The following is a 22,750-nucleotide window of genomic DNA, read 5'->3' on the forward strand; positions in this document are numbered from 1 at the left end:
CGCGCTTCCTTCGACCAACGTTCTCCAATATCACACCTGAGGCAGGACGTGACCGGCCTGGATGACGGTTCGCCGATCCGGGGCGGCCCACAGCACCGACGGGTCGTCGAGCGGGTTGCCGTCGACGATCAGGAGGTCGGCCGCGCAACCGGGTGCGACGCGGCCCAGGTCGTCGCGGCCCAAAAGTGCGGCGTTGACCGACGTGGCCGACTGCAACGCCAGCAGGGGACCGTCGACCTCGACCTGGAGGCGCAACCCGTTCAGCTGCTCGTCCTCGAGCACGCCCATGAGGTCGGTGCCGAAGCCGACGCGTACGCCCGCCGCCCGCGCGAGGGAAACGGCCTCGCGCCCGGCCGCCAGGACCTCGCGGTTCTTCTCGCGGGAGACCGGAGGCATCCCGAGGGCCTCGCCGCGGCGGTCCATCGCGTCGTAGGCCGCCAGGGTAGGCACCAGGAAGGCGCCGGCGGAAGCCATCAGCGCGGCGGTCGGGGCGTCCAGGAGATTGCCGTGTTCGATGCTGCGGACGCCGTTCTCGACCGCGTGCCGAATGGACGACGGGGAGTAGGCGTGGGCGGCCACATAACTGCCGCGCCGCGCCGCTTCCGAAGTGACCGCGCGGATCTCCTCCGCCGAGTACTGCGGGATCCGGATCGGGTCGGTCAGGGAGACCACACCGCCCGAGGCCATGATTTTGATGGCGTGGGCGCCGCGCCGGAAACGGTCGCGGACCGCGCGCCGTAACGGATCCACGCCGTCGACCACCTCGACCGTGTGTGCGCCGCAGCCGCACAGATCGGAGTCGGCCGCCCGCACGTCGCCGTGTCCGCCGGTCTGCGAGAGGGCCGGGCCGGTCCACAGGTAGCGGGGCGACGGGAGCAGGCCCTCGGCGATGGCACGCGCCAATCCGGCGTCACCCCCGGAGGGGTCGCGCACGGTGGTGAATCCTCGGGACAGGGCGGCGGCGAGCCGCCGCGCGGCCGAGAGGGCGACATAGCTGAGCGGACGCGACTCCAGCGCCAGCATGTCCAGGTCGATTCCGTACGCGTGGCAGTGCGCATCGATCAGACCGGGCAGTACCGTCCGCCCGCGTGCGTCGAGCACCTGGGCATCCCGGGCCGGTGACGTGACGATCTGGCCGTCGGCGATGTGGACCGGTCCGTCGGTCAGGCCGTTGCCGTCGAAGACCGCCGCGTTGACGATCGAGAGGTTCATGGGCGCGACGCCTCGAAGGTCGCCGGGTCGACCACGACGCCGTAGTCGCGCAGCGCGGCCGGGACGGAGACGAAGCCGTTGCGCACGTCGGCGGCCACCGCGGCCGGGTCGCGGGAGAACGGGTCGCCGTAGCCGCCGCCACCACCGGTGTTGTTGACGAGCACCTCGCCGGTGTCGAGCAGGTTGTACGAACCGCCGGTCACCCGTTCCTGAGCAGTGCCCGGGTTCAGCACGATGTGGTTGTTGTCGCCTTCGCGCCCGCCGGCGATCGGCCACGGCTTGGTCTTCGTCTTGTAGACGATGCAGATGCCGGTGGACGGCGCCGTGAAGCGGTAGGCCCGGCCCACGCCGACCCCGCCGCGGTGCCGGCCCGCGCCACCGGTGTCCGGCCGGTAGCCGTACGACTCGATGAACATCGGCGACTTCGTCTCGAGCACCTCGACCGGGTTGTTGCGGCAGCCCGGCTCGGAGATGTGCATGATGCCGTCCGCGCCGTCGCCCCCCGCGTGCCCGCCGAAGCCGACCGCCTCGTTGGTCGCCTCGAGCCACGCCTCGCCGTTACGCGGGTTGATGCCGAGCCCCATCATCGAGCAGACGTCGCCGCCCGAGGAGGCCGGCACCAGTTCGGGCATGCCCTGGGCGAGCGCCTTGAGCACGACCTCGCCGCCGAGCAGGCCGGTCCACAGGGTGAAGGTCGGCATCGGCGGGACGGCGTGCATGACCGAACCCGGTTCGGTGACCACGCGCAGCGGCCGGAAGTTGCCGGCCACGACCGGTGTGTCGGGGGTGGTCATCGCCTTGAAGATGAGGCTGCAGAACGCCTCGGTCTGGCCGACCGGCAGGTTGATCGGGCCGCGGACGTCCTTCTCGCTGCCGGTCCAGTCGATCACCATCTCGTCGTCGGTGACGGTGACCGTGCAGTTCATCTTGATCAGGCGGTCGAGGTCGACGCCGTCGGTGTCGACGAAGTCGTGGGCGGTCCACGTGCCCTTCGGGAGCTTCGCCAGCGCGAGGCGCGCGAGGCGCTCGCCGTGGTCGTTGATCGCGGCCATCGCCTCGGTCAGCGCGTCGGCGCCGTATTTCGCCGCGATCTCCTGCGTGCGCCGCACCCCGGTGAAGCAGGCCGAGCACTGGGCCTGCAGGTCGCCGATCGTGCGCTCGGGCATCCGGCTGTTGAACCGGACCACGTTGAAGATGTCGTCGTTGACCCGGCCCTCGCGGTAGAGGCGGGCCGCGGTGAAGAAGATGCCCTCCTGGTACATGTCGGTCGAGTCGAGGACGTAGCCGGCGTCCTTCTGCTTCAGGTCGAGCACGTGGATGCGGCAGGAGGCGTAGCCGATCAGGCGGCCCTCGACGTGGATCGGGGCGAACACCAGAGGGTCCAGCGTGTGGGCGGACGACCAGTACGGGTAGTTCAGCACGAAGACGTCGCCGGGCCGCATCTGGTCGGCGCCCAGGAACTCGACCGCCCGCTTGATGCCGTGGTCGTTGCCCCGGGTGAAGACCGCGATGCCGGGCGCGTCGGCGACCACGTCGCCGTTCGCGTCGTGGATGCCGATCCCGTAGTCGTGAATCTCGTAGACCACCGTGTTGTAGGCGGTGCGGCACAGGTTGCGGGCCATCTCCTCGGCCCCGGCGAGCAGGCCGTGCCGGATGACCTCGATGGTGATCGAGTCGATGTTCACTGGGCCCCCTGAAGCTTGATGATCATCTCGCCGTGAGAGCCGACCGTCAGCTGGTCGCCGGCGTGGATCACGGTGGTCGCGGTGTGCTCGGCGATGACGGCCGGTCCGGTGATCTCGTCGCCGGCCAACAGCGACTCGCGCGTGTAGAGCGCGTACGGGACGGCCGGCTGGTCGGCCGAGACGTAGACGTCACGGGTGCCCTCCGACGGCACGGCGCCGGAGGAGCGGGTGGACAGAACGGGCAGGGACGGCTTGGAGACCTGACCGGTGGCCCGCAGCCGCAGCGTGGTCACCTCGATCGGGTCGTCCATGGTGTGTCCGTACTGCCGCTCGTGCAGCTCGGTGAACTCCCGCTCGACCGTGGAGGCGAGGTCACCGGAGGAGGGGACCGCAACCGTGACGGTGTGCTCCTGGCCGGCGTAGCGCACGTCGACGCTGCGGGTGAGGGTCTGCTCGGGGAAGCCTTCGGCTTCCAGCGCGGCCGAGGCCTCGTCCGCCATCTCGGCGAACCCGGCGGCCACCGGCGGCGAGTCGAGCTCGGCGAGGGGAATCACCGCCGTACGCGCGAAGTCGTGCTGAACGTCGGCGAAGAGCATGCCGAAGGCCGAGAACGCACCCTGTCCGGGCGGCACGATGACGGTCGGGATCGACAGCTCGTGGGCGACGTCGACCGCGACCAGCCCGCCCCCGCCGCCGAAGGCGAGCAGCGCGAAGTCCTTGGGGTCGCGCCCGACCTCGACCGTGATCGCCCGGACCGCCCCCATGATCTTGGTGGTGGAGATCCGGATGATGCCGCGGGCCAGTGCCAGCGGGGTCATGTCGAGCTTCGCCCCGAGCGGCTCCAGCGCCGCCACCGCCAGCTCGTCGTTCAGCGTCAGCCGGCCGCCGAGGGCGGCCGTCGTGCCCATGTAACCGACGGCCAGGGCCGCGTCGGTGAAGGTCGGCTCGGTGCCGCCCTTCCCGTACGAGGCGGGGCCCGGGTCGGCGCCCGCGCTCTGCGGCCCGACCTGCAACGCCCCGGCGCCGTCGAGCCACGCGATCGACCCGCCGCCCGCGCCGATGGTGTGGATGTAGAGCGACGGCGTGTTGATCGGCAGCTGCTCGAACTCGGCGCCCTGGTGCAGCACCGGCTCACCGTCGATGACCAGCGACGCGTCGAGGCTGGTGCCGCCCATGTCGATGGTGATGAGGTTGGGTTCCCCGATCAGCGCGCCGAACGCGGTCGCCCCGATGACCCCGCCGGCCGGGCCGGAGAGGATCAGGCTGACCGGTTGCTCGCGGGCCGCGCTGGCGGTCATCGCCCCGCCGCCCGAACGGGTCATCAGGAACCGCCCGGCGAACCCGCCGCCGGCCAGCTCGCCCTCCAGCCGTTGCAGGTAGCGGCGGACGATCGGCTTCACGTACGCGTCCAGCACGGCCGTGCTGGTGCGCTCGTACTCCCGGTATTCGCGCGAGAGCTCGTGCGACACGGTCACCACCACGTCCGGGGCGACCTCGGCCAGGATCTCCCGCATGCGCAGCTCGTGGGCCGGGTTGGCGTACGAGTGCAGGAACGCGACCGCGACCGAGTCATAGCCCCGGTCGGCGATCGTGGCCGCCACCGCGCGGGCGGCTTCCTCGTCGAGCGGCCGGTGCACCGAACCGTCGAACAGGCTGCGTTCCGGGACCTCGAACGTGTCGTACCGCTCGAGGAGCGCCTTCGGCGGCCGGTAGGTGATGTCGTAGTTGGTCCGCCGGTCGGTCCGGCCGAGCAGATAGACGTCGCGGAAGCCGGCCGTGCCGATGACCGCGGTCCGGGCGCCGGTGCGGGTCAGCAACGCGTTGAGCCCGAGCGTCGTGCCGTGGGTGAACATCGTGATCGCCGACATCGGCGCCTCGGTGACGCCGAACGCGTCCAGGACGCCGGCGGTCGGCTGGGCCGGGGTCGTCGGCACCTTGCCGAACCGGATCTCGCCGGTGTCCGGCGACAACTCCACCACGTCGGTGAAGGTGCCGCCGACGTCGATCGCCACGCGGCTGCTGGTGGTCATCTCGTTTCTCGCCTTTCGCCAGGTTCCGCCCACCGGCGCACGCGGCATCGCCGGCGCGTGAGGCGCCGTGCGGGGCGTGCGGGTGGGGCGGCCGGCCGCAGTGTCCGGGTGCGGTCCGGCCCGATGAACGTCGCCGGTTGGCGCGGCGAGGCCCCGAACGTGACACAGCTGTTTCGAGGTGTCAACGGGGCGGCGGGCGGCCCGGGAGCGGTCCCGATCCGGCCTGCACAGCGGGACCGCGCGCGGCTGTGCTCGGCGCACATCGGTACGCGAGTGGCCACCGTCAGCATTTGCGCACTCCACCACCCGCTACCTACCGGGAGGTTCCCATGGTTCGCAGTGTCCTCACTCTCCGCGCGACAGCCGGACAGGCCGGCGCGCTCGAGGCGCTCTACGCGGATCACGGGGTCCTCGCCCGGGCCCGGGCGTTCCCCGGGTGCCGAGGCGCCCAATTGTTGCGATCCATCGACGGCGGCACCGCGACCCACCTGGTCATCGCCGACTGGGACACGGCCGCGGACTACCGGCGATGGGTCGACGACCCCTGGCGCGACGCCTTGTCCGGGCGTCTGGCCGCACTTCTCGACAAGACGGACGGCGGGCCGCTCGTTGGCGGAGTTTTCGAGCTCGTCGATCCGCAGGCATCGGACGTTTCTTGACCCGAATTCGAGGAGCACCAGTGAAACGAGTTGCTCGACTGATAGCGGTCGGCCTGACCGCGGCGGTGGCGGTCTCCGCCTGTAGCAAGCCCTCCAGCAGCACGGCCGGCGGCGCGGCCACCGCCGCCCCGGCGGACAAGAAACTCAGCATCGGCTTCTTCGGCTTCGCCAAGGCGAACTCGTTCGCCCAGGCGACCTGGGCCGGCGTCCAGCAGTACGCGAACGCGCACAACGCCGAGGCGACCTTCCTCGACTCGAACTTCGACGGCCCGACCCAGGTCAACCAGCTGCAGGACGCGGTGACCTCGAAGCGGTACGACGTGGTGATCGTGCAGGCGAACGACGGCACCGCGATGGTCAACCCGGTCAAGCAGGCGGTCGCGGCCGGCATCACGGTGGTCATCGAGTTCACCCCGGTCGGCGGCAAGTACGACAGCGCGACCCCGCAGATCCCGGGCACGGTCACGGTCATCGACCCGCCGACGGTCAACGGGGTGGGCCTGGCCAAGCTCGGCAACGACGCCTGCAAGACGGTCACCAGCGGGGCCTGCAAGGTGGCGTACTTCCAGGGGTTCGCCAACTATCCGCTCGACACCGCCCGCACCCAGGCGGCGGTCGACGCGCTCAAGTCGGGCGGCGCCTCGACCGTCATCTCCAACTTCGTCGGCGGCTACACCCCGGACAGCGGGCGCACCGCGATGCAGAACCTGCTCCAGGCCCACCCGGACGTCAACGTGGTGATCGGCTCGTCGCAGGCGCTCGAGGGCGCGACCCCGCTCGGCAAGGGCAAGAAGATCGCCTTCGTCGGCAACGGCGGCTCGACCCAGGCGTTCGGCTTCGTCAACGACGGCACCTGGTACGGCGTCTACGACGTACCGGAGAAGTCGGAGGGCGCGAAGGCGGCCGAGCTCGGCCTCAACAAGGCCCGCGGGCAGAGTGTGCCCGAGTCGACGGTGACCTGCGAGACGTTGACGACGTTCAACTGCCTCGGCACCAAGGACACGCTGAAGGGCTTGACCGCGGACTACTCGGACTGATCATGACTGCTCCAGCCATTGCGGTACGCGGCGTCGAGAAGAGCTACAGCGGCGTGACCGTGCTGCACGACATCGATCTGGACATCGCCCCGGGCGAGGTGCACGGGCTGGTCGGGGAGAACGGCGCCGGCAAGAGCACCCTGCTCAAGATCCTGGGCGGGGCGATCCGGGCCGACGCCGGCACGATCAGCTTCGACGGCGAGCAGGTCAGCATCGGCAGCCCGCGCGACGCGATCGCCCAGGGCGTCAGCCTGATCTCGCAGGAGGGCGCGCTCGTCCCCGCCCTCTCGGTGCTCGACAACGTGTTCCTGGCCCGGTGGTCGCAGCGCGGCGGCCTGATCCGGGCCCGTACGGACCGCAAGCGGCTGGCCGCGCTGATCGAGCAGACCGGCTTCACGGTCGACCCGGGCGAGCGGGTCGACCGGCTGGCGATCGGCGTCCAGCAGCAGGTCGAGATCCTGCGCTCGCTGGCCCGGGGCGCCCGGGTGCTCGCGCTGGACGAACCGACCGCGGTGCTGACCGAGCACGAGAAGGCCAACCTGCTCGGCCTGATCCGGCGGCTCGCGGCCGGCGGGACCACGGTCATCCTGGTCTCACACTTCCTCGACGAGGTGCTGTCGGTGGCCGACCGGGTCACCGTGCTGCGCGACGGCGCCCTGGTGCGAACCGGGGCGGCCGCCGAGCAGACCCCCCGGCAGTTGGTGCGGGACATGGTCGGCCGGGAGATCGACGTGCTCTACCCCGATCCCCGGCCGGTGCCCGAGGCGGCGCCGGTCGTGCTGTCGGCCCGCGGGCTCGGCCGCGGTCTCGTGCAGGCCGTCGACCTCGACGTGCGGGCGGGCGAGATCCTCGGTATCGCCGGGCTGGTCGGCAGCGGCCGCACCGAGACCCTGCGGCTGCTGTTCGGGGCCGACCGGGGCGACGGCGTGGTCGAGGTCGACGGCGTCGCGCTGACCCGGCACTCGCCCCGGCGGAGCATGGCGGCCGGCATCGCGCTGGTGCCCGAGTCCCGCAAGGAACAGGGCCTGGTCATGGTGCGCTCGGTGTCGGAGAACGTCGTGCTGTCGTCACTGCCGCAGCGGCGCGTCGGCCCGTTCGTCCGCAAGAACGCCGAGCGCGACGCGGTCGGCACGGTCTCGAAATCGGTGGATATCCGGGCCGCCGACCCGGGCGCCGCGATCGAGACCCTGTCCGGCGGCAACCAGCAGAAGGCCCTCTTCGCGAAGTGGCTTCTGAACAAACCCCGGGTGCTGCTGATCGACGAGCCGACCCGGGGCGTCGACGTGGCCGCCAAGACCCAGATCCACCACCTCATCACCGACCTGGCCGCCGACGGCATGGCGGTGGTGTGCGTGTCGTCGGAGATCGAGGAACTGCTCGCGCTCTCCCACCGCGTGCTCGTGCTGCGGCACGGGCGCCCGGTCGGGGAGTACCCCCGCGGCACCAGCCGAGAGGTCGTGGTCGCGGCCGCCTTCGGCGACCAGGAAGGAGACCGCCCATGAGTGTCGACACCTCACCGCAGCCCACGGCCGCGGTTTCAAGCCCGTCGGCCGTCAAATCAGCGCGCCTGGCCTACCGGCTGCGCGACTACGGCATCGTGGCCGCCGTCGTGGCGATCGTGATCGCCCTGTCGGCCGGCACCGACACGTTCCTGACCAGCTCCAACCTGGTCAACCTGCTCGACCAGATGTCGGTGCTGGGCCTGCTGGCGACCGGCGCGACGGTGTGCATCGTCAGCGGCGTCTTCGACCTGACGGCCAGCGCGTCGCTCGCCCTCTCGGCCATCATCGGCGTCGAGATCGTGCGGCACACCAACGTCGTCGTCGGCTTCGCCGGGGCGGTGCTCGCCGGGGCGCTGCTCGGCCTCATCACCGGCACGGTCGTCGTGCGCAGCGGGGTCAACTCGTTCGTCGGCACGCTCGCCACCAGCCTCGTCTACCGCGGCCTGGCCGTGGTGGTCACCGGCGGGTCGATCATCTATCCGCTCGCCCGGCAGAGCGAAAACTTCGGGATGCTGACCTGGCCGTCGGTGTTCAACCTGACCTCGGCCACCATCGTCTTCGTCGTCGTGGTGGTCGTCATCGCCGTCATCGTCGCGGCGACCACGTTCGGGCGGCGGCTCTACGCGGTCGGCGGCAACATCGAGGCGGCGCGGCTCTCCGGCATCCGGGTCGGGTCGATCCACGTCTCGGCGTTCGTCATCAGCGGCATCTGCTCGGCGCTGGCCGGGCTGATCCTGGCCTCCCGGGCCGGGTCGGCGCAGTCGACGATGGCGACCGGCATGGAGCTGACCGCGATCGCGGCGGCGGTCGTCGGCGGCACCAGCATCCTCGGCGGCGAGGGGGCGATCTGGCGGGGCATCGTCGGCGCGTTCCTGCTGACCCTGATCGGCAACGGCTTCAACCTGCTCGGCTGGGACACGATCTATCAACAGGTGCTCCAGGGCTGCCTGATCCTGTTCGCCGTGACCATGGACCGCTGGCTGCGCCGGCGCTCACGATAGCGGCAGTAGGCTGATGAAATGCCTGCTCACGCCCATGTCGCGAGGTTCGGGGACGTCGCGCACGTCGGGGTGAGCCTGCACCCGGCGCGGGCCTGGTCCGCGGTGGTGCGCGGCACGACGGTGACGCCGGTCGAGCCGGTCGCACCGGCCCGGGCCGACCTGGAGGGCGCGATCGCCGCCGCGGCCGGGGTCGCGACCCGGGTCGCCGGCGGCGCCGACGCGGTCACCGTCGACATCGCGCCGCTGCTGCTGGACACGCTGCTGCACCCGGACGGCGACGTGCCGCCGGTGGCGGTCGTGCGGATCGTCCCGCGGGCCGCCACCGACCCGGTGCTCGCCCGCTCGCCGGCCGAGATCGTCGAGCGGCGCATCGCCCGCCGCTGGACCGTGGCCGGCGGGCACGACCTGCTCGGCAACGAGCTGTGCCCGCTCGACCGTCAGGGGCTGGCCGCGCTCTGCGCCGAGCTGCCGGCGACCGGCATCCGGCACGTCGCCATCGTGGCGGCCGGCTCGCAGGCCCGCCCCGCACACGAGCGCGAGGTGGCCGACGCGATCCTGGCCGCCGTGCCGGGCGCCCGCATCTCGATCGCCAGCGACTACGGCGGCCAGGGGCTGGTCGCCCGCGAGGCGACCGTGGTGCTCGACTGCGCGCTCACCTCGTTCACCGACCGGCTGCTCGACCGCTGCGAGCGCACCCTGTCCCGGCTTCCTGGCGGCCTCCAACTGCGGGTGGCCCGCGGCGACGGCGGCTACAGCACCCCGTCGCGCATCCGGGTCACGCCGGTCGTCGCGTTCGGCGCCACCGAGGCGCTGGAACTGTGCGGCGCGGCCCACCTGGCCGGCCAGCCGGACTGCCGGGTGCTGCTGCCGCACGGCGACCACTGGGTCGCCGGGGAGGTGCGGCACGGGCTCGCGGTCGTACGCCCGGCCGAGCCCGCCGGAATCGGCACCGAACTCGTCGTGCCGACCGCCGTCCTGGCGCCCGAACCGGTGGCCCACCCGGAGGGACTGTCCTACCGCAACGCCGACGTGCCGGTCGTTCGCGCGGCCACCGACCGCTACGTGCTGGCCTGCGTCGGCGCCGCGGTCAGCCGGCCCGCGTCCTGGCTCGACGAGGTCGCGTTCATCGAGTCGGCGGCCCAGCTCGAACGCGTACGCCGCGACGCCGAGGAGCGCGCGACCGCGATGGTGATGGCCAACGGCGCCGCCCCGGGCACCACCCACATCGCCGAGATCTCCACCGTCGCCGTGCCGTACAGCCCGTCCGGGACCGTACGCGTGCGGGTCCGGGTGGCCGGCCTGCCCGACGTCCCCCCGGCGACCCCTCGATGACGACACCCGGCAGCTACGTCGGGGCGATCGCGTCGATCGGCGCGGAGGACGTCCCCGCCCTTTACGAGGGCGCCAAGTTCTATTCGCCGGCGGTCGGCGACGCCAACCGCTCGTCGATCACCTCGTGGCTGGCCGGGCTGCTCGACCGCAACGGCCCGGTGCCGCTGCTGCGGGTCGAGTCGCTGGCCCCGGAAACCCGGTGCGTGTCGGTCTGCGTGCTCGGCTCCGGCTCGGCGATGGCCGACCTGCCCCCGGCCGGCGACGAGTTCGAGGCCGCGGTGCGGCTCATCGAGCGGCTGGAGCAGATCCGGTTCGGGGCGGTCTACCCGCTCGCCGCGGCCACCATCAGCGCGCTGGTCGCCGTCGTCACCGCGGCCCAGCTCGGGGTGCCGCTGCTCGACGCGGACGGGATGGGCCGGGCGTTCGCGCTCATCCACCACACCGCGATGCACCTGGCCGGGGTGTCGCCGACGCCGCTCGCCGCGGTCGGGCCGACCGGCGAGAGCGTGCTGGTCGAGGTGCCGTCGGGGCCGCGCGCCGACCGGATGCTGCGGGCCAACGTCGACACGGTCGGGGGCTGGGCGGCGCTCGCCGCGTACCCGACCACCGCCGGCGTCCTGCGCCGCGCGGCCCTGCCCGGCACAGTCTCGCGGATCGCCAATGTCGGGCGGCTGCTGCTCGAACGCACCGACCCCGATCTGCTGGTGACCCGGCTCGGCGCGATCACCGGCTGCCGGCGGCTGGCCCGCGGGCGGATCGTCGAGCTCGAACACCTGAGCCGCCAGAACGACGTCACGATCCCGGCCCACCCGTCGAGCCTGGTCGTCGACGAGATCGGCGACCTGGAACGGCAGCTGCGGATCGAGCTGCGCAGCGAGATCGTCGCGGTGTTCGCCGACGGCGCCCTGATCGCCGGGGCGCCCGACCTGATGTGCCTGGTCGACGTCTCGCGGGGCACGCTGGCCACGCTGGACAGCCTGGAACCGGGCGACCTGGTCGACGTGCTGGTCACGCCGGCCGACGCGATCTGGTATTCACCGGAGGGGATGCGGATGGTCGGCATGATCTCGCACGGGATTCCGCTCGCACACCCAAGACGCCGATGAGCGGGCGCCCGTCCACGCTGCCGATCACCCTCGGCGAGCTCATGCGCATCCAGCCGCTCTCCGACACCGACGCCCACCTCTTCGACCCGGCCCGCCCGGTCGAGCAGGTCGTGCTGGCCGAGACGTTCGACCGGCTGCGCCGCTGCCCGCCGCACGTGCTGGTCGTGCTGCACGACGAGGCGGCCACCGGCGGCTGGTCGCTGGCCGCCGCGCTGCACCTGGCCTGGGAGCGCAACCTCTCGGCGGTGGTGGTGTCGCGGACGGTCGCCGGCTCCTCCAGCGCCGCCCTCGCCGAGCGCCTGCACATGTCGCTGATCGTCATCGACGCCGACCCGATCGACGTCGCCCTCCAGCTGGCCGGCCAGGTCAGCGCACCGGCGGCGGCCCGCGCGCTGCGCCAGGCCCGGCTGGCCGAGCAACTGGCCGAGCAGACCGGCATCCGGGGCGTGCTCGGCGTGCTCAACCGGGAGCTGCGGCCGGTGTCGGTCGCGCTGGTGCTGGGGGAGATGGTGCTGGCCGGGCAGGCGGCCGCTCTGGTCGACCGCGGGCCGGTCAAACAGGTGGAGATCGCGGTCAGCGCGCCCGGCGAGCGTTCGGCGGCCCGGCTGGTCGCCGCGGTGCCGGTGCCCGGGCTGGCGGTCGACCAGGTGGAGTCGCTGCTCAAGCTGGCGCGGCCGTCGGTGCTGGCGGCCTGGGCGCAGAGCCGGCTCGACGCGGCCGGGCGGGCCGCCCACGAGCAGGCGGCGTTCGAGTTGCTGCGCCACCTGTCCCACTCGCCGCCGGCCGAGCCGGCCGAGATCGAGGTCGAGGTTCCGAGCTGGACCGGGGAGCTGGGCTGGGAGGTCGGTCGCGCTAACCGCACGGTCTGGCTTGCTCCCGTACGCCCGGGGGGCGTCCCGTCCGCCGAGGTCACGCACCTGGTCCGGGCCGCCTGGCAGCGCGGTCACGCCTCCTGGCCGCTGATCGCCGAGGGCGACGGCTGGCTGTCCTGGCACAGCGGCGCCGACCCGGACGACACGAGCGCGCTGCGCCGGGCCCTGGCCGGGTTCCGTGACTCGGCGGCCGCCCACGGACTGGTCGCCGGTGTGGGCCGGGCGCACGACGGCATCGCGGGGCTGATGCGTTCGGTGGCCGAGGCCCGGCTCGCCGCGCACGTGGCCCGGGAGGGTGGTCCGACCACCGTGCAGTGGTTCGACCAGGTCGGCGCGTCGGCCGCGCTGGCCTGGCTGCCGACCACCGAGATCGCCCAGGTCGCGGACCTCTGCCTGGCCGATCTCATGGCGGCCCGCGACCGGGACGCGCTGGTCCAGACCGTGCTCGCGGTGCTCGACTGCGGCGGGTCGCTCAGCCAGGCCTCGGCCCGGCTCGGCGTGCACCGCAACACGGTGCTGGCCCGGCTCACCCGGGCCCGGCAACTCGGCCTGACCTTCGAGGATCCGGGCCAGCGCCTGGCCCTGCACGTGATCTGTTACGCCCTGGCCTCGCTCGAGCCGCTCTCCTCGGCCGGGACCGTCGAGTCCACTCCGTAGCGGGTGCGCGCGGCCTCCGGCGTGACGTTGCGGTCGAGCACGTCGTCGCGTACGTCCTCGGCCGACCGCTCGGTCGAGTCGCCGAACCCACCGCCACCACCGGTGGCGCAGCGAACGACGTCGCCCTTCCTCAGCGACATGCCGTTGATCTTGAGGATGCGGCGCTCGTCGTCGCGGCCCGGGTTGATGACGACCTCGGGGCCGACGGCGTCCTCGCCGCCGAACAGGCCCCAGGCCGGCTGCCGGGACCGCTCGAACCAGAGCGACACCGTCAGGTCGGTCTGCGCCTCGTACTCCCGGATCGTGCCGTTGCCGCCGCGCCACTTCCCGGCGCCGCCGGAGTCCGGCCGGATGCGGTACTCGGTGATCCGCCACGGGTAGCGGGTCTCGTGGACCTCGATCGGGATGTCCTTGAGCGAGCCGTTCACGTTGTTGATCAGCGCGCTCTCGCCGTCCGAGCCGTTCCAGCCGCCCCAGCCGCCGACCGTCGCCTCCAGGCTGACGAACTCGCGGCCGACCCGCGGGTCGGTGCCCGCGGTCAGGATGATCATCGAGTCGCCGTGGCTGGCCCCGGCCACCTGGTCGGGCAGCGCCGGCGCGAGCGCCCGCGCCACCATGTCGATCAGCAGGCCGAGGTGCGAGAAGTACCACTGGCAGGCGGCCGGCGCGACCGCGCCGAGCACCGAGCCCTCCCGCACCTGGGTCGTCATCGACCGGAACGAGCCGCCGTTACCCGGCAGATCCGGGCTGACCAGCAACTTGTAGCCGACCCGCAGGGCCGAGACGGCCTGCGAGACGCCGCAGTTGACCGGGCCGACGGTCTGGTCGGCCGACTCGGTCACGTCGAAGTCGATGCCCTCGCCCTCGACAGTGATCTTCAACCGGATCGGGATCGGGGTGTCGAGGTCGATGCCGTCGTTGTCGAGCACGCCCTCGGCCGTGTAGACGCCGTCCGGGATCTTCGCGATGACCGCGCGTTCGAGCATCTCGGTCTGCCGGAAGATCTCGTCGCGGGCCAGCTCCAGGGTGCTCAGGCCGAACCGGCGCACGATCTCCTGCAGCCGCCGCTCGCCCATCTGGATGCAGGCCATCATGGCGTGCATGTCGCCGCTCGTCGGGTACGGGAACCGGACGTTGGTCGCGATCGTGTCGGTGACCGCGAACACCTCGGTGCCGCCCGAGACCAGCTTCTGCGGGCCGAGCCGCAGGCCCTCCTGGAAGATCGTCACCGAGTCCATCGAGCCGCCCGGGTCCTTCGACCCGACGTCGATCCAGTGCGCCCGCGACGCGGTGAAACCGACCAGGGTCTGGTCGACGAAGACCGGCCCGAAGATCGTCACGTCGTTGAGGTGGGTGCCGCCGAGATAGCTGTCGTTGAGGATCCACACGTCGCCCGGCTGCCACACCTCCCGGCCGAACCGCTGCTCGGTGGCGAGCGTGCAGGTCTCCAGGTTGCCGAGGAAGATCGGCAGGCCGGCCGACTGGCCCAGCACCTGGTGGTCGGCGTCGAGCAGGGCCACCACACAGTCGCCGCACTCGTAGATGATCGGGGTGTACGCCGAGCGGATCAGCGTGGCGTTCATGTCGTCGGCGGCCGAGTTGAGCGCGTTCCGGATGATCTCGACGGTTACCGGATCGATTGCGGTCACAGCGTTTCCTTCCCACGGATGACCAGGGAGCCGATCTCGTCCACGCGGACCGCGTAGCCGGGCGGGACCACGGCGGTGGCGGTGTCCTCGACCACGACCGCCGGACCGTCGAAGGTGTGCCCGACGAACAGGTCGTCGCGGCGTACCACCACGGTGTCCCGGCCCTCGCCGTCGAAGACGACCGTGCGGATCTCGTGCGGGAAATCCGGCTTCTCGGCGGCCGGCCACTTCTGCGGCTCGGGGCGGCCCAGGTCGCCGAACGCGGCCGTCCGCAGGGTCACGAACTCGATCGGCGCGCCCAGGTTGGCGTGGCCGTACCGGGTCTTGTGCAGATCGGCGAACCGCCGCCCGATCGTGTCGATGAAATCCTCTTCCCGGGGCTCGCCGGCGCCGGTCAGCGGGACGGTGAGCGTGTATTCCTGCGCCTCGTAGCGGATGTCGACCGAGTGGCTCGCGTGCCGGGCGCCGCTCTCGACGCCCTCGTGGCTCAGCGCGGCGATGCCGTCCCGCTCCATCCGGATCAGCTGGGCGGCCATGTCGGCGCCGTCGAGGTCCTGGTCGAGGAAGAAGTACGGCTCGGTGTAGTCCTGCCGGATCTGGGTCTGCAGCATGCCCCAGGCCGAGAACGCGCCCGGGAACCGCGGCACCACGGTCTCGGCGATGCCGAGCTCGCGGGCCAGGAAGACCGCGTGCATCGGCCCGGCGCCGCCGAACGCCACCAGGGCGGAATCGCGCGGCTCGATGCCGCGGGAGACCGTGATCGTACGGATCGCCTGAGCCATCTTCGAGTTCGCGACGTCGCAGATGCCCTCGGCCATCGCGGTCGTCGTCATCCCGAACACCTCGGCCAGAGCGTCCACGGCCTTGCCCGCTTCGCCCTCGTCCAGCGTCATCTGGCCGCCGGCGAAGCCGTTCGGGTCGATCCGGCCCAGCACCAGGTTGGCGTCGGTGACGGTCGGCTCGGTGCCGCCCCGGCCGTAGCAGGCCGGACCCGGCCGCGCACCGGCCGAGCGCGGGCCGACCCGCAGGCCACCGGCCTCGGCCCAGGCGACCGAGCCGCCACCCGCGCCGACGGTGTGGATGTTGACCACGCTCATCAGCATCGGCAGGCCCTCGAGCTGGGCCTCGGCGCTCACGTCCGGCTCGCCGTCAACGATCAGCGAGACGTCGAAGCTCGTTCCGCCCATGTCGATGCCGATCAGGTGCGGGCGGCCGGTCTGCCGGGACAGCTCGGCCCCGGCGATCGCGCCGCCGACCGGGCCCGACAGCAGCGTCTGCAGCGGGCGCCGGCGGGCCGACTCGGCGGTCAGGATGCCGCCCGAGGACTGCATGACGTGCAGGGGCACGCGCAGGCTGCGGTCCTTGAGGCGTGCTTCCAGGTCGAGCAGGTACTTGCGGACGATCGGGCCGGTGTACGCCTCGACCACGGCCGAGCTCGTACGCTCGTATTCGCGCCACTCCTTGGCCGCTTCGTGGGAGAGGCTCACCGTGACGTCGTCTATTTCTTCGAGCAGGATCTCGCGGGTGCGCAGCTCGTGGGCGGGGTTCTTGTAGCTGAAGAGGAAGGCCACGGCGATGCTCTTCAGGCCGTCTTGGCGCGCCTTTTCGGCCGCCTTCCGCACCGCGTCCTCATCCAGCGGGATCAGCTCGGAGCCGTCGGCGGCGATCCGGCCGCCGATGCCGAGGACGTCCCGGCGCGGCACCAGCGGCGTCGGCTTGCGGTAGTGCAGGTCGTAGAGCCGGGTCCGCGGGCCCCGGGCGATGTGGTAGCTGTCCTCGACCCCGGCCGTGCCCAGCAGCAGCACCGGAACCCCGCGCCGTTCCAGGAACGCGTTGAGCCCCTGCGTCGTGCCGTGCACCAGGAAGTCGATCCCGGCCGGCTCGTCCACCACCGCGTCCAGCCCGGCCAGCACGCCCTCGCTGAGATCGCCCGGCGTGGTCGAGGCCTTGGTCGCCGCGAACGTCCCGGTCTCCTGGTCGTACGTGACGACGTCGGTGAACGTGCCACCGATGTCCATCGCGACTCGGTACCGCCCCATGTGCTGTCCCCTCGCTGTATGGCCCTCGCGGTCGTCTCCGGTTCGTGCAAGCTAGGTCCCGCCGCTTTCGATTCGGTGTGCGCGGGGCATAGCGGCCGGGCGGTGGTGCGTGCCCGGCGCACGATCTCCCGCCGGGGCGGTCGCCCAGACTGCGGGACATGAGCAGCGGACGGGACCGGGTCGCCGAGATCGAGGCGGCCATCGATGCGGTGGTCAACGGGGCGGGGGCGGTGACCGCGGGTTCGGCGGCGCGGCGGGTCAAGTTCGAGACCACGGTGGCTGCTCCGGACGGCGGGTGGATGCCGTTCACCGGTGCGCTCGGGTCGACGGCGGTCGACGGGGCGACGCTCCGGGTCGGGCTCGGTGACGCTCCGACGGTCGAGGACGCGCGGCGGGCCGCGGCCGGGGCGAGTGCGTTCCTGCCGGACGAACCGGTGCTGGTGGAAACGCCGGTATTCGTCGGGGCGGTGGTGGATGGTCTTTCCTCCGTGCGGTCGGGGACTCCCCTTCGCGTACAAAAGGAAAGCCTGGCCGACGCGGAGCGTGGGCGAATCGCCTCGGATGTCGCCCGCCTGGCCGGTCTTCTGGTTTCGGCCCCGGCGAATCTGCTCACGCCGGCGGCAGCGGCCGGATGGGCGCGGCGAATTGCCGCCTCGGCCGGGCTGGAATGCTCGGTCCTCGGGCCTTCGGAGGTGGTTTCCCAGGGTTTCGGGGCGCTGGCGGCGATCGGTGGCGGGTCTTCCAACGGGCCGCACCTGGTCTCGTTGTCGTTCGGCGGAACCGGGCCCGAGATCGGCCTGGTCGGGAAAGGCATCACCTTCGACAGCGGTGGGCTGTCGCTGAAATCACCGGCCGCTATGCAGTCGATGCGGCTCGATGTCGCCGGGGCGGCGACCGTGCTGGCGGTAATGGCCGGGCTGCGCCGGGCCGGATGTTCGGTGCCCGTGCGGGCCGTGCTGCCGTTCGCGGAGAACCTGCCCGGACCAGGGGCGGCGCGACCGGGTGACGTGGTGACGGCGTGGAACGGCACCGAGATCCAGATCATGGACACCGATTTCGAGGGGCGGGTCGTGCTGGCCGACGCCCTCGCTCTGGCCGCGTCTTTCCAGCCTCGTCTGCTGGTCGACCTGGCGACGCTGACCTATCAGGCCGAAATTGCCCTGGGCCCGTCGATCGCCGCCGTTTTCGGCCGTTCCTCGTCGGCCGTCTCCGCGTTTCTGGACGCCGGAGCCCGCGCCGGTGAGCCGCTCTGGCAACTGCCCTACGACGAGCGTTATCTCGACCAGGTCCGCACTTCGTCGGGCGTGCGTAACCACCCGCTGCACGATTCGGGCCGGGCGATCACGGCCGCGCTTTTCCTGGGCGAGTTCGTGCCCCGCGATATTCCGTGGGTGCATTGCGACATGACAGGCCCGGCCTGGTCCGGCGACACCTCGGGGGACAACGCCACCGGATTCGGGGCCCGCACCCTGCTCGAACTGCTGACACCCGTCAGGCAGACTGGATGACGTGTCCGCGCATCGCAATCTGCCCGAAGCCGACGTCCTCGCCCGCGGACTGACCGCGTTCGCCGAGCTGGGATACGACGCGACCTCGGTGCGCGAGTTGGCCAAGCGGCTCGACGTCAGCCACAACTACATCAACGACAGGTTCACCTCGAAGGCCGGCTTCTGGCGGGCCGTGGTCGAGGCGGCGATGCGGCCCCGCATGGGCGGTCTCGGGCTGCTCGCCGCCGACGACTCCCGCACCGACGCGGAGCGCCTGCGGGACATCGTCACGAGCTTCTACGAGGGCGTCATCGACCTGCGCGACGTCAACCGGATCATCGCCGACGAGTCGTCCCGCGACACCGAACGCCTCGACTATCTGGTCGCGGAGTTCATCGGCCCGGTCTTCGCCTCGTGGCGCCCGGTCCTGTCGCGGCTGCTGCCCGGCGTGCCCCCGGAGACCGCGTTCTTCGCCATCACCGGCCCGGCGCTCGCGCTGGCCCACGGGCCGCTGGCCCGGCGTCTGGCCGGCGCGGAACCGGCCGCCGGCCGGGCCTCGGACCTGGCCCGGCTGGTGCTCGACGGGCTGCTGCCGCGCGACGCTTCCTGAACCGGTTCAGGTCACCGGGCGGCGGGGGAGTGCCGGCCCGAATGCCCGTCGAACAGGCGGCAGTCCTCCGGGCACCAGGTGTACGGGTTGATCTCGGACGCGCTGAGCGTCCACTGGATCCACCACATCTTCGTGTCGACCTGCTGGCCGAGCGCGGCGTGCGAGCCTTCATGGCCGCGTTCGAGCTCGCAGCCCAGCTCGGACTGCACGCTCGGCGCGCTCGCCGGAAGCGCGTCGAAGAAGGCCAGCTGCGCCGCGTCGAGCGTGATGCGGGCCGGGCAGATCGACAGATCCTCGCTATCAATCGACATGCCTCCATTAGTTCCCGCCCGGCGCCCCCGCACACCCCTCAACTGAACCGGTTTTTCTCGAACCGGCCGTCTCCTTCATCCCGAGCGGTCGCCCCGTGAGCCTCAGTCGCAGGCGAGGACCAGCGCTTCGAGCGTTCTCGGTGAGCGGGCGCGCAGCTGCATCAGGTAGACACCGAGGGCGAGCTCGACCAGGTCGGCGGCGAGGCGCGGGTCGCCGACCAGCTGGGCCGCGACGAGCGCGGGAACGCGGATCGACGCCGCCACCGGCGCGGTGAGTGGCGCCTCACGGGTCAGGACGGGTATCGCGGCGGTGGCGATGGCTTCGAGTACGCCCTGCTGAGCCGTCCCCGCTCGCGGAAGGCGGGCTACCCGGGCGGCGAGACCGTACAGGTTGATTCGCATGTGATCGATGCGCCCGGGAAGGAGTGACCGGACGACGGCCGCCGCGGGATCGACGCCCGGATCGTGTACCTCGGGCAGGGCGAGGTCCGGGCCGATCGACGCCAGGGTCCGGTCCACCGGTGAGTCCATGCCCGCGGTCTCCGGCTTCGACCCGAGCAGAGCGCGCACCTGCTCGACGCGGTCCTTGATCGCCTTGAGCAGCAGGTCGAGTTCCCGGTCCCCGTGAATGTCGTTGCGTACCGTGCGCTCAGCCCGGTCGAGTGCCGCGGCGGCCCTTCTGGCCGCCCCGGCCCGCTCGGTCATCAGGCGCACCACCGCGATCAGCGAGTCGAGGGTCCGCAGCAGGACGCGAGCCTCGTTGAGGTGGATCGCCACCGTCCGGCGGAGGTCGGCTATCCGGGCGGCCTCGACCGGGTCGTCGACCATCCGGGCGCCGGCCCTCAGCTGCACGCCGGTGCTGCGGGTGGCCGAGGTTCGCGACATCTTCCTCGACGTCGACTTGATCGTGCCCGCCAGCGCCTCCGTGAGCTGTTCGAACACCCCGGTGAACAGCACCGAGCCGTGAAGGTCGGCGCCGATGGCCTCCGCCGCCCGGTCGGCCTGGAGCGTCGCGGCCCGGCCGTTCGGCCACCACACCCGGGGTGCCCGGCCGCCGGCCGCCCACGCGGGCCCGCCCGGTCCGAGGCCGGCCGCTTCCAGCTCGTCGAGTTCGGCAGCCTCGGGCAGGCGGAACGTGAGCCCGCCGGACCCGCGTGGGGTGGCCGCGACCAGCGCGTTGACCCAGGCGACGAACTTCACGGCGTCGCCGCTCCACATGCCGCGGGCGGCGGCCTCCGCGCCGCCGAGGTTCCAGCCGTCCGGTGCCGGCGTGCCGGTCGCCGAGAGAAAGAGCTGATACAGGGCGTCGGGCACGGACGTCGAGGCGACCCGGCGGCCGTCCGTGGTCACGGTCATGCCGCGAAGTTGCCGTCCGATCAGGACATCGGCGGCGACCCGGCGGGCGACGGCGCCGGCCTCCGGCCGCAGAGCGAGATCGAGGAAGTCGTTCAGACGGGCGAGGACCGCGGGTGAGACCCGGCCGCCGGAACCCGCGATCTCGAACGCCAGCGAGAGGGCGTTCTCGGTGCCCTTGCGCAGCGCGGCGAGCACGATCGGGTCGGCGTCGTTGTCGGCGGCGTACAGCACCGTGGTCTCCCGCCACCAGGGGTCGTCGACGACCTCCGCGAGGAAGGTCCAGCGGTCCGTGTCGGCGACGCAGCGGGCGGCCAGGTACTCCTGGAAGGTCTGGTGGACGAACGCGTACTCGTCCTGGCGAGTTTCCTGGAGCAGCCCGGCGTCCTTCATGTCGGCGACGAACCGTTCGGGCGCGCTCGCCCCGAGCCACGGCCGCAGCGTGTCGAGCAGCTGGCGGCGGGAGAAGTCCTGGCGCCGGGTCCGCATCCAGTCGAACGCGAGGAGGGACAGCACCGCGAGCCGCCGCGGACCGGGCGGGTCGAGGCGGCGGCCCTTGTCCTCGTCGCGCTGCCAGAGCATGACGTCGCACACCTCGCGGTACAGATCGGCGCGGCTGTCCGGCAGCCGCCCCCGGCCGTACCGGTGCACGTTGGCGATCATCGTGAGCAGGAGCGGGTTGACGCGCAGGTCGTGCAGGCCGGGGACGGTCGCGGTCTGCCGGAGCAAATGGTCGGCGGCGGCCGTCGCGCGGTCCTCGGCGCCGGCGGGATCCTCGCTCTCGCGTAGCTCGGCCTCGCGAAACCAGCCGCGTACGAACGTGGCCACCTGCTCCGGAGTGAACGGCAGAACCTGGACCGTCGTCGCCCGGTCGAACCCGTTCCGATAGCCGTGCGGCCGGGACGTGACCACGAACTCGTTGCCGGGGTGCAGGGAGATCTGTGCGTCCACCCAGGTCATGACCGCGCGCCGTTCCTCATCGCCGGCCACCTCGTCCAAGCCGTCCAACAGCACGATGCACTTTCCGGCCCGCAGCCGGCTCTCCCACCATCCGGCGGGTTCGGTGCCGACCTGGGCCGGCACGGACGCCCGGATCACGGCGGCCAGGCCGGCCGAGGGGTCGGCCGCTATCTTCGGCGCCTGCTCGCGGAACTGCAACAGCACCGGGACCGGGCGCTCACGATGCGCGTACGTCTTGGTGATGCGCCGGGCCACATGGCTCAGCAGCGTGGTCTTTCCGCTGCCCGGAGGGCCGAGCACGACCAGGATGGCCGGGTCGCGGCGGCCGAGGAACTCCCAGATCTGGCGGCGCCGGGTGTCGTGGGCGTCGGCCCGCGAGACCACCCCGGTCGGCACCTGGCCCGGCGATCGGGGCGTGAGGGCGAGGTCGACGAACACGTCGTCCAGCTCCGGGCTGAACGGGCCGAACGTGTTCAGGCCACGCCGCGGCATGCTGCTGTGGGACTGCAGAATCCAGTCGCGGTAGCTGCGGGCGTACGGGGAGAAGCGGCGCTCGGCGGCCGCCCAGAGCGATCTGCCCCGGGTGTCGAGGGCCTCGCTGACCGGGGCCCCGAGCAGGCGCCACACCAGCGCCGCGACGCCGGCCACGACGAGCCATGTCGCGGCGAAGAGCAGGGCCACGACCGGTCGCTTCGTGACGATGCCTTGCCAGGTGGCGACGGCCGGGGCGAGAACGATCGCGAGCAGGCCCAGCACGACCTTCCACGCCCGGCCCATGCCCCACCTGCCTACCCTGTGTGAGACCTCAGGGGCGTAGGGTATCCCGTCCGGCGGCCGGTTCGCTCTCGCCGGCCGCGTCGGGGATACTCGGGCCCCATGACGAACGCACTGCGGTCGCTGCGGTGGACCACGGGTTTCGCCCTGGCCTTCTTCGGGATCCTGCCGATGGTGATGGTGAGCCTGCTGGTCGCGCGGGGAAACACCCCCGGCCGGGTGGGCCTCCTGCTGATCGGGGGCATTCCGCTGGTCGCCGCGGCACTCCTGATTGCCGTACGCGGCATGGTCGACCCCGACGTGGAGCGGGCGTCCCGCCGGTTGCATCTGAGCATGGCGCTGGTCGCCGGGGCCGACGTGCTGGTGCTGGGCGGCAACGCGCTGATCCGGATGGGTTCTTCCTGAGCCGTGGGGGGGGCGCGCGCCGGCGCCCCCGCCCGCGCCGCCGGAGGGGCGGGGGCGGGACCCCGCCGG

General features: G+C 72.2%; 17 protein-coding genes. 10 read left to right on the forward strand and 7 right to left on the reverse strand.

From position 1 onward, the window contains the following. Positions 1 to 30: 30 nt before the first annotated feature. Genes AB0M88_RS22435 through AB0M88_RS22445 form a run of 3 tightly spaced genes read right to left on the reverse strand, consistent with a single transcriptional unit; the run spans position 31 to position 4,927 of the window. Entirely contained in the window at positions 31 to 1,212 is a 1,182-nt protein-coding gene (locus AB0M88_RS22435; protein ID WP_364105145.1) for an amidohydrolase family protein, read from the reverse strand. Further along, positions 1,209 to 2,897, reverse strand: a complete 1,689-nt coding sequence (locus AB0M88_RS22440; protein WP_364105147.1) for a hydantoinase B/oxoprolinase family protein — start codon at positions 2,895 to 2,897, stop codon at positions 1,209 to 1,211. Before AB0M88_RS22440 ends, AB0M88_RS22435 begins: the two co-directional genes overlap by 4 nt. Next, on the reverse strand, positions 2,894 to 4,927 hold the full coding sequence (locus AB0M88_RS22445; protein ID WP_364105149.1) for a hydantoinase/oxoprolinase family protein: 2,034 nt from the start codon (positions 4,925 to 4,927) through the stop codon (positions 2,894 to 2,896). Before AB0M88_RS22445 ends, AB0M88_RS22440 begins: the two co-directional genes overlap by 4 nt. 329 nt (positions 4,928 to 5,256) lie before the next feature. Between AB0M88_RS22445 and AB0M88_RS22450 the strand changes: the two genes are divergently transcribed. The 7 genes from AB0M88_RS22450 to AB0M88_RS22480 are packed head-to-tail and all read left to right on the forward strand — an operon-like array spanning position 5,257 to position 13,093. Beyond that, positions 5,257 to 5,586, forward strand: a complete 330-nt coding sequence (locus AB0M88_RS22450; RefSeq protein WP_364105151.1) for an antibiotic biosynthesis monooxygenase family protein — start codon at positions 5,257 to 5,259, stop codon at positions 5,584 to 5,586. Positions 5,587 to 5,606: 20 nt separating this feature from the next. After that, positions 5,607 to 6,623 (forward strand): sugar ABC transporter substrate-binding protein, encoded by a 1,017-nt coding sequence (locus AB0M88_RS22455; RefSeq protein WP_364105153.1) that lies wholly within the window; start codon positions 5,607 to 5,609, stop codon positions 6,621 to 6,623. 2 nt (positions 6,624 to 6,625) lie between these two features. Next, positions 6,626 to 8,125 carry a sugar ABC transporter ATP-binding protein gene (locus AB0M88_RS22460; protein WP_364105155.1) on the forward strand — a complete coding sequence of 500 codons (1,500 nt, stop codon included), beginning with the start codon at positions 6,626 to 6,628 and terminating at the stop codon, positions 8,123 to 8,125. Next, the gene (locus AB0M88_RS22465) at positions 8,122 to 9,126 is read left to right on the forward strand and encodes an ABC transporter permease (RefSeq protein WP_364105157.1); all 1,005 of its coding nucleotides are present in this window, start codon (positions 8,122 to 8,124) and stop codon (positions 9,124 to 9,126) included. The genes AB0M88_RS22460 and AB0M88_RS22465 overlap by 4 nt, the downstream gene beginning before the upstream one ends. A gap of 18 nt (positions 9,127 to 9,144) precedes the next feature. After that, on the forward strand, positions 9,145 to 10,458 hold the full coding sequence (locus tag AB0M88_RS22470; RefSeq protein ID WP_364105159.1) for a hydantoinase/oxoprolinase N-terminal domain-containing protein: 1,314 nt from the start codon (positions 9,145 to 9,147) through the stop codon (positions 10,456 to 10,458). Further along, entirely contained in the window at positions 10,455 to 11,564 is a 1,110-nt protein-coding gene (locus AB0M88_RS22475; protein WP_364105161.1) for a DUF917 domain-containing protein, read from the forward strand. The genes AB0M88_RS22470 and AB0M88_RS22475 overlap by 4 nt, the downstream gene beginning before the upstream one ends. Beyond that, positions 11,561 to 13,093: a helix-turn-helix domain-containing protein gene (locus AB0M88_RS22480; RefSeq protein WP_364105163.1), complete on the forward strand. Its 1,533-nt coding sequence runs from the start codon at positions 11,561 to 11,563 to the stop codon at positions 13,091 to 13,093. The genes AB0M88_RS22475 and AB0M88_RS22480 overlap by 4 nt, the downstream gene beginning before the upstream one ends. On the opposite strand, the gene AB0M88_RS22485 is transcribed toward AB0M88_RS22480, so the two are convergent. Continuing rightward, the gene (locus AB0M88_RS22485; RefSeq protein WP_364105165.1) at positions 13,033 to 14,742 is read right to left on the reverse strand and encodes a hydantoinase B/oxoprolinase family protein; all 1,710 of its coding nucleotides are present in this window, start codon (positions 14,740 to 14,742) and stop codon (positions 13,033 to 13,035) included. The genes AB0M88_RS22480 and AB0M88_RS22485 overlap by 61 nt on opposite strands. Further along, on the reverse strand, positions 14,739 to 16,781 hold the full coding sequence (locus AB0M88_RS22490) for a hydantoinase/oxoprolinase family protein (protein ID WP_364105167.1): 2,043 nt from the start codon (positions 16,779 to 16,781) through the stop codon (positions 14,739 to 14,741). Before AB0M88_RS22490 ends, AB0M88_RS22485 begins: the two co-directional genes overlap by 4 nt. Positions 16,782 to 16,939: 158 nt before the next feature. Here AB0M88_RS22490 and AB0M88_RS22495 point away from each other — a divergent pair, with 158 nt between their 5' ends. Both AB0M88_RS22495 and AB0M88_RS22500 read left to right on the forward strand, forming a co-directional pair. Beyond that, entirely contained in the window at positions 16,940 to 18,289 is a 1,350-nt protein-coding gene (locus tag AB0M88_RS22495; RefSeq protein WP_364105169.1) for a leucyl aminopeptidase family protein, read from the forward strand. 1 nt (position 18,290) lies between these two features. After that, positions 18,291 to 18,878 carry a TetR/AcrR family transcriptional regulator gene (locus AB0M88_RS22500; RefSeq protein WP_364105171.1) on the forward strand — a complete coding sequence of 196 codons (588 nt, stop codon included), beginning with the start codon at positions 18,291 to 18,293 and terminating at the stop codon, positions 18,876 to 18,878. 11 nt (positions 18,879 to 18,889) lie between these two features. On the opposite strand, the gene AB0M88_RS22505 is transcribed toward AB0M88_RS22500, so the two are convergent. Both AB0M88_RS22505 and AB0M88_RS22510 read right to left on the reverse strand, forming a co-directional pair. Further along, positions 18,890 to 19,189: a hypothetical protein gene (locus AB0M88_RS22505; RefSeq protein WP_364105173.1), complete on the reverse strand. Its 300-nt coding sequence runs from the start codon at positions 19,187 to 19,189 to the stop codon at positions 18,890 to 18,892. Positions 19,190 to 19,291: 102 nt separating this feature from the next. Next, on the reverse strand, positions 19,292 to 22,279 hold the full coding sequence (locus tag AB0M88_RS22510) for an NACHT domain-containing protein (RefSeq protein WP_364105175.1): 2,988 nt from the start codon (positions 22,277 to 22,279) through the stop codon (positions 19,292 to 19,294). A gap of 99 nt (positions 22,280 to 22,378) precedes the next feature. On the opposite strand from AB0M88_RS22510, the gene AB0M88_RS22515 reads away from it, so the two are divergent. Continuing rightward, positions 22,379 to 22,681 (forward strand): hypothetical protein, encoded by a 303-nt coding sequence (locus AB0M88_RS22515; protein ID WP_364105177.1) that lies wholly within the window; start codon positions 22,379 to 22,381, stop codon positions 22,679 to 22,681. The last annotated feature ends 69 nt before the right edge of the window (positions 22,682 to 22,750 follow it).

The sequence above is a fragment of the Actinoplanes sp. NPDC051411 genome, assembly GCF_040682075.1.
Classification (GTDB): Bacteria; Actinomycetota; Actinomycetes; order Mycobacteriales; family Micromonosporaceae; genus Actinoplanes.

What these genes read in the sequence shown, in the direction of transcription:
- AB0M88_RS22460 (WP_364105155.1), top strand. Translation starts at nt 6,626, where the DNA reads ATGACTGCTCCAGCCATTGCGGTACGCGGCGTCGAGAAGAGCTACAGC.
- AB0M88_RS22515 (WP_364105177.1), top strand. Translation starts at nt 22,379, where the DNA reads ATGACGAACGCACTGCGGTCGCTGCGGTGGACCACGGGTTTCGCCCTG.
- AB0M88_RS22505 (WP_364105173.1), bottom strand. Translation starts at nt 19,189, where the DNA reads ATGTCGATTGATAGCGAGGATCTGTCGATCTGCCCGGCCCGCATCACG.
- AB0M88_RS22465 (WP_364105157.1), top strand. Translation starts at nt 8,122, where the DNA reads ATGAGTGTCGACACCTCACCGCAGCCCACGGCCGCGGTTTCAAGCCCG.
- AB0M88_RS22470 (WP_364105159.1), top strand. Translation starts at nt 9,145, where the DNA reads ATGCCTGCTCACGCCCATGTCGCGAGGTTCGGGGACGTCGCGCACGTC.
- AB0M88_RS22475 (WP_364105161.1), top strand. Translation starts at nt 10,455, where the DNA reads ATGACGACACCCGGCAGCTACGTCGGGGCGATCGCGTCGATCGGCGCG.
- AB0M88_RS22450 (WP_364105151.1), top strand. Translation starts at nt 5,257, where the DNA reads ATGGTTCGCAGTGTCCTCACTCTCCGCGCGACAGCCGGACAGGCCGGC.
- AB0M88_RS22490 (WP_364105167.1), bottom strand. Translation starts at nt 16,781, where the DNA reads ATGGGGCGGTACCGAGTCGCGATGGACATCGGTGGCACGTTCACCGAC.
- AB0M88_RS22495 (WP_364105169.1), top strand. Translation starts at nt 16,940, where the DNA reads ATGAGCAGCGGACGGGACCGGGTCGCCGAGATCGAGGCGGCCATCGAT.
- AB0M88_RS22480 (WP_364105163.1), top strand. Translation starts at nt 11,561, where the DNA reads ATGAGCGGGCGCCCGTCCACGCTGCCGATCACCCTCGGCGAGCTCATG.
- AB0M88_RS22510 (WP_364105175.1), bottom strand. Translation starts at nt 22,279, where the DNA reads ATGGGCCGGGCGTGGAAGGTCGTGCTGGGCCTGCTCGCGATCGTTCTC.
- AB0M88_RS22445 (WP_364105149.1), bottom strand. Translation starts at nt 4,927, where the DNA reads ATGACCACCAGCAGCCGCGTGGCGATCGACGTCGGCGGCACCTTCACC.
- AB0M88_RS22435 (WP_364105145.1), bottom strand. Translation starts at nt 1,212, where the DNA reads ATGAACCTCTCGATCGTCAACGCGGCGGTCTTCGACGGCAACGGCCTG.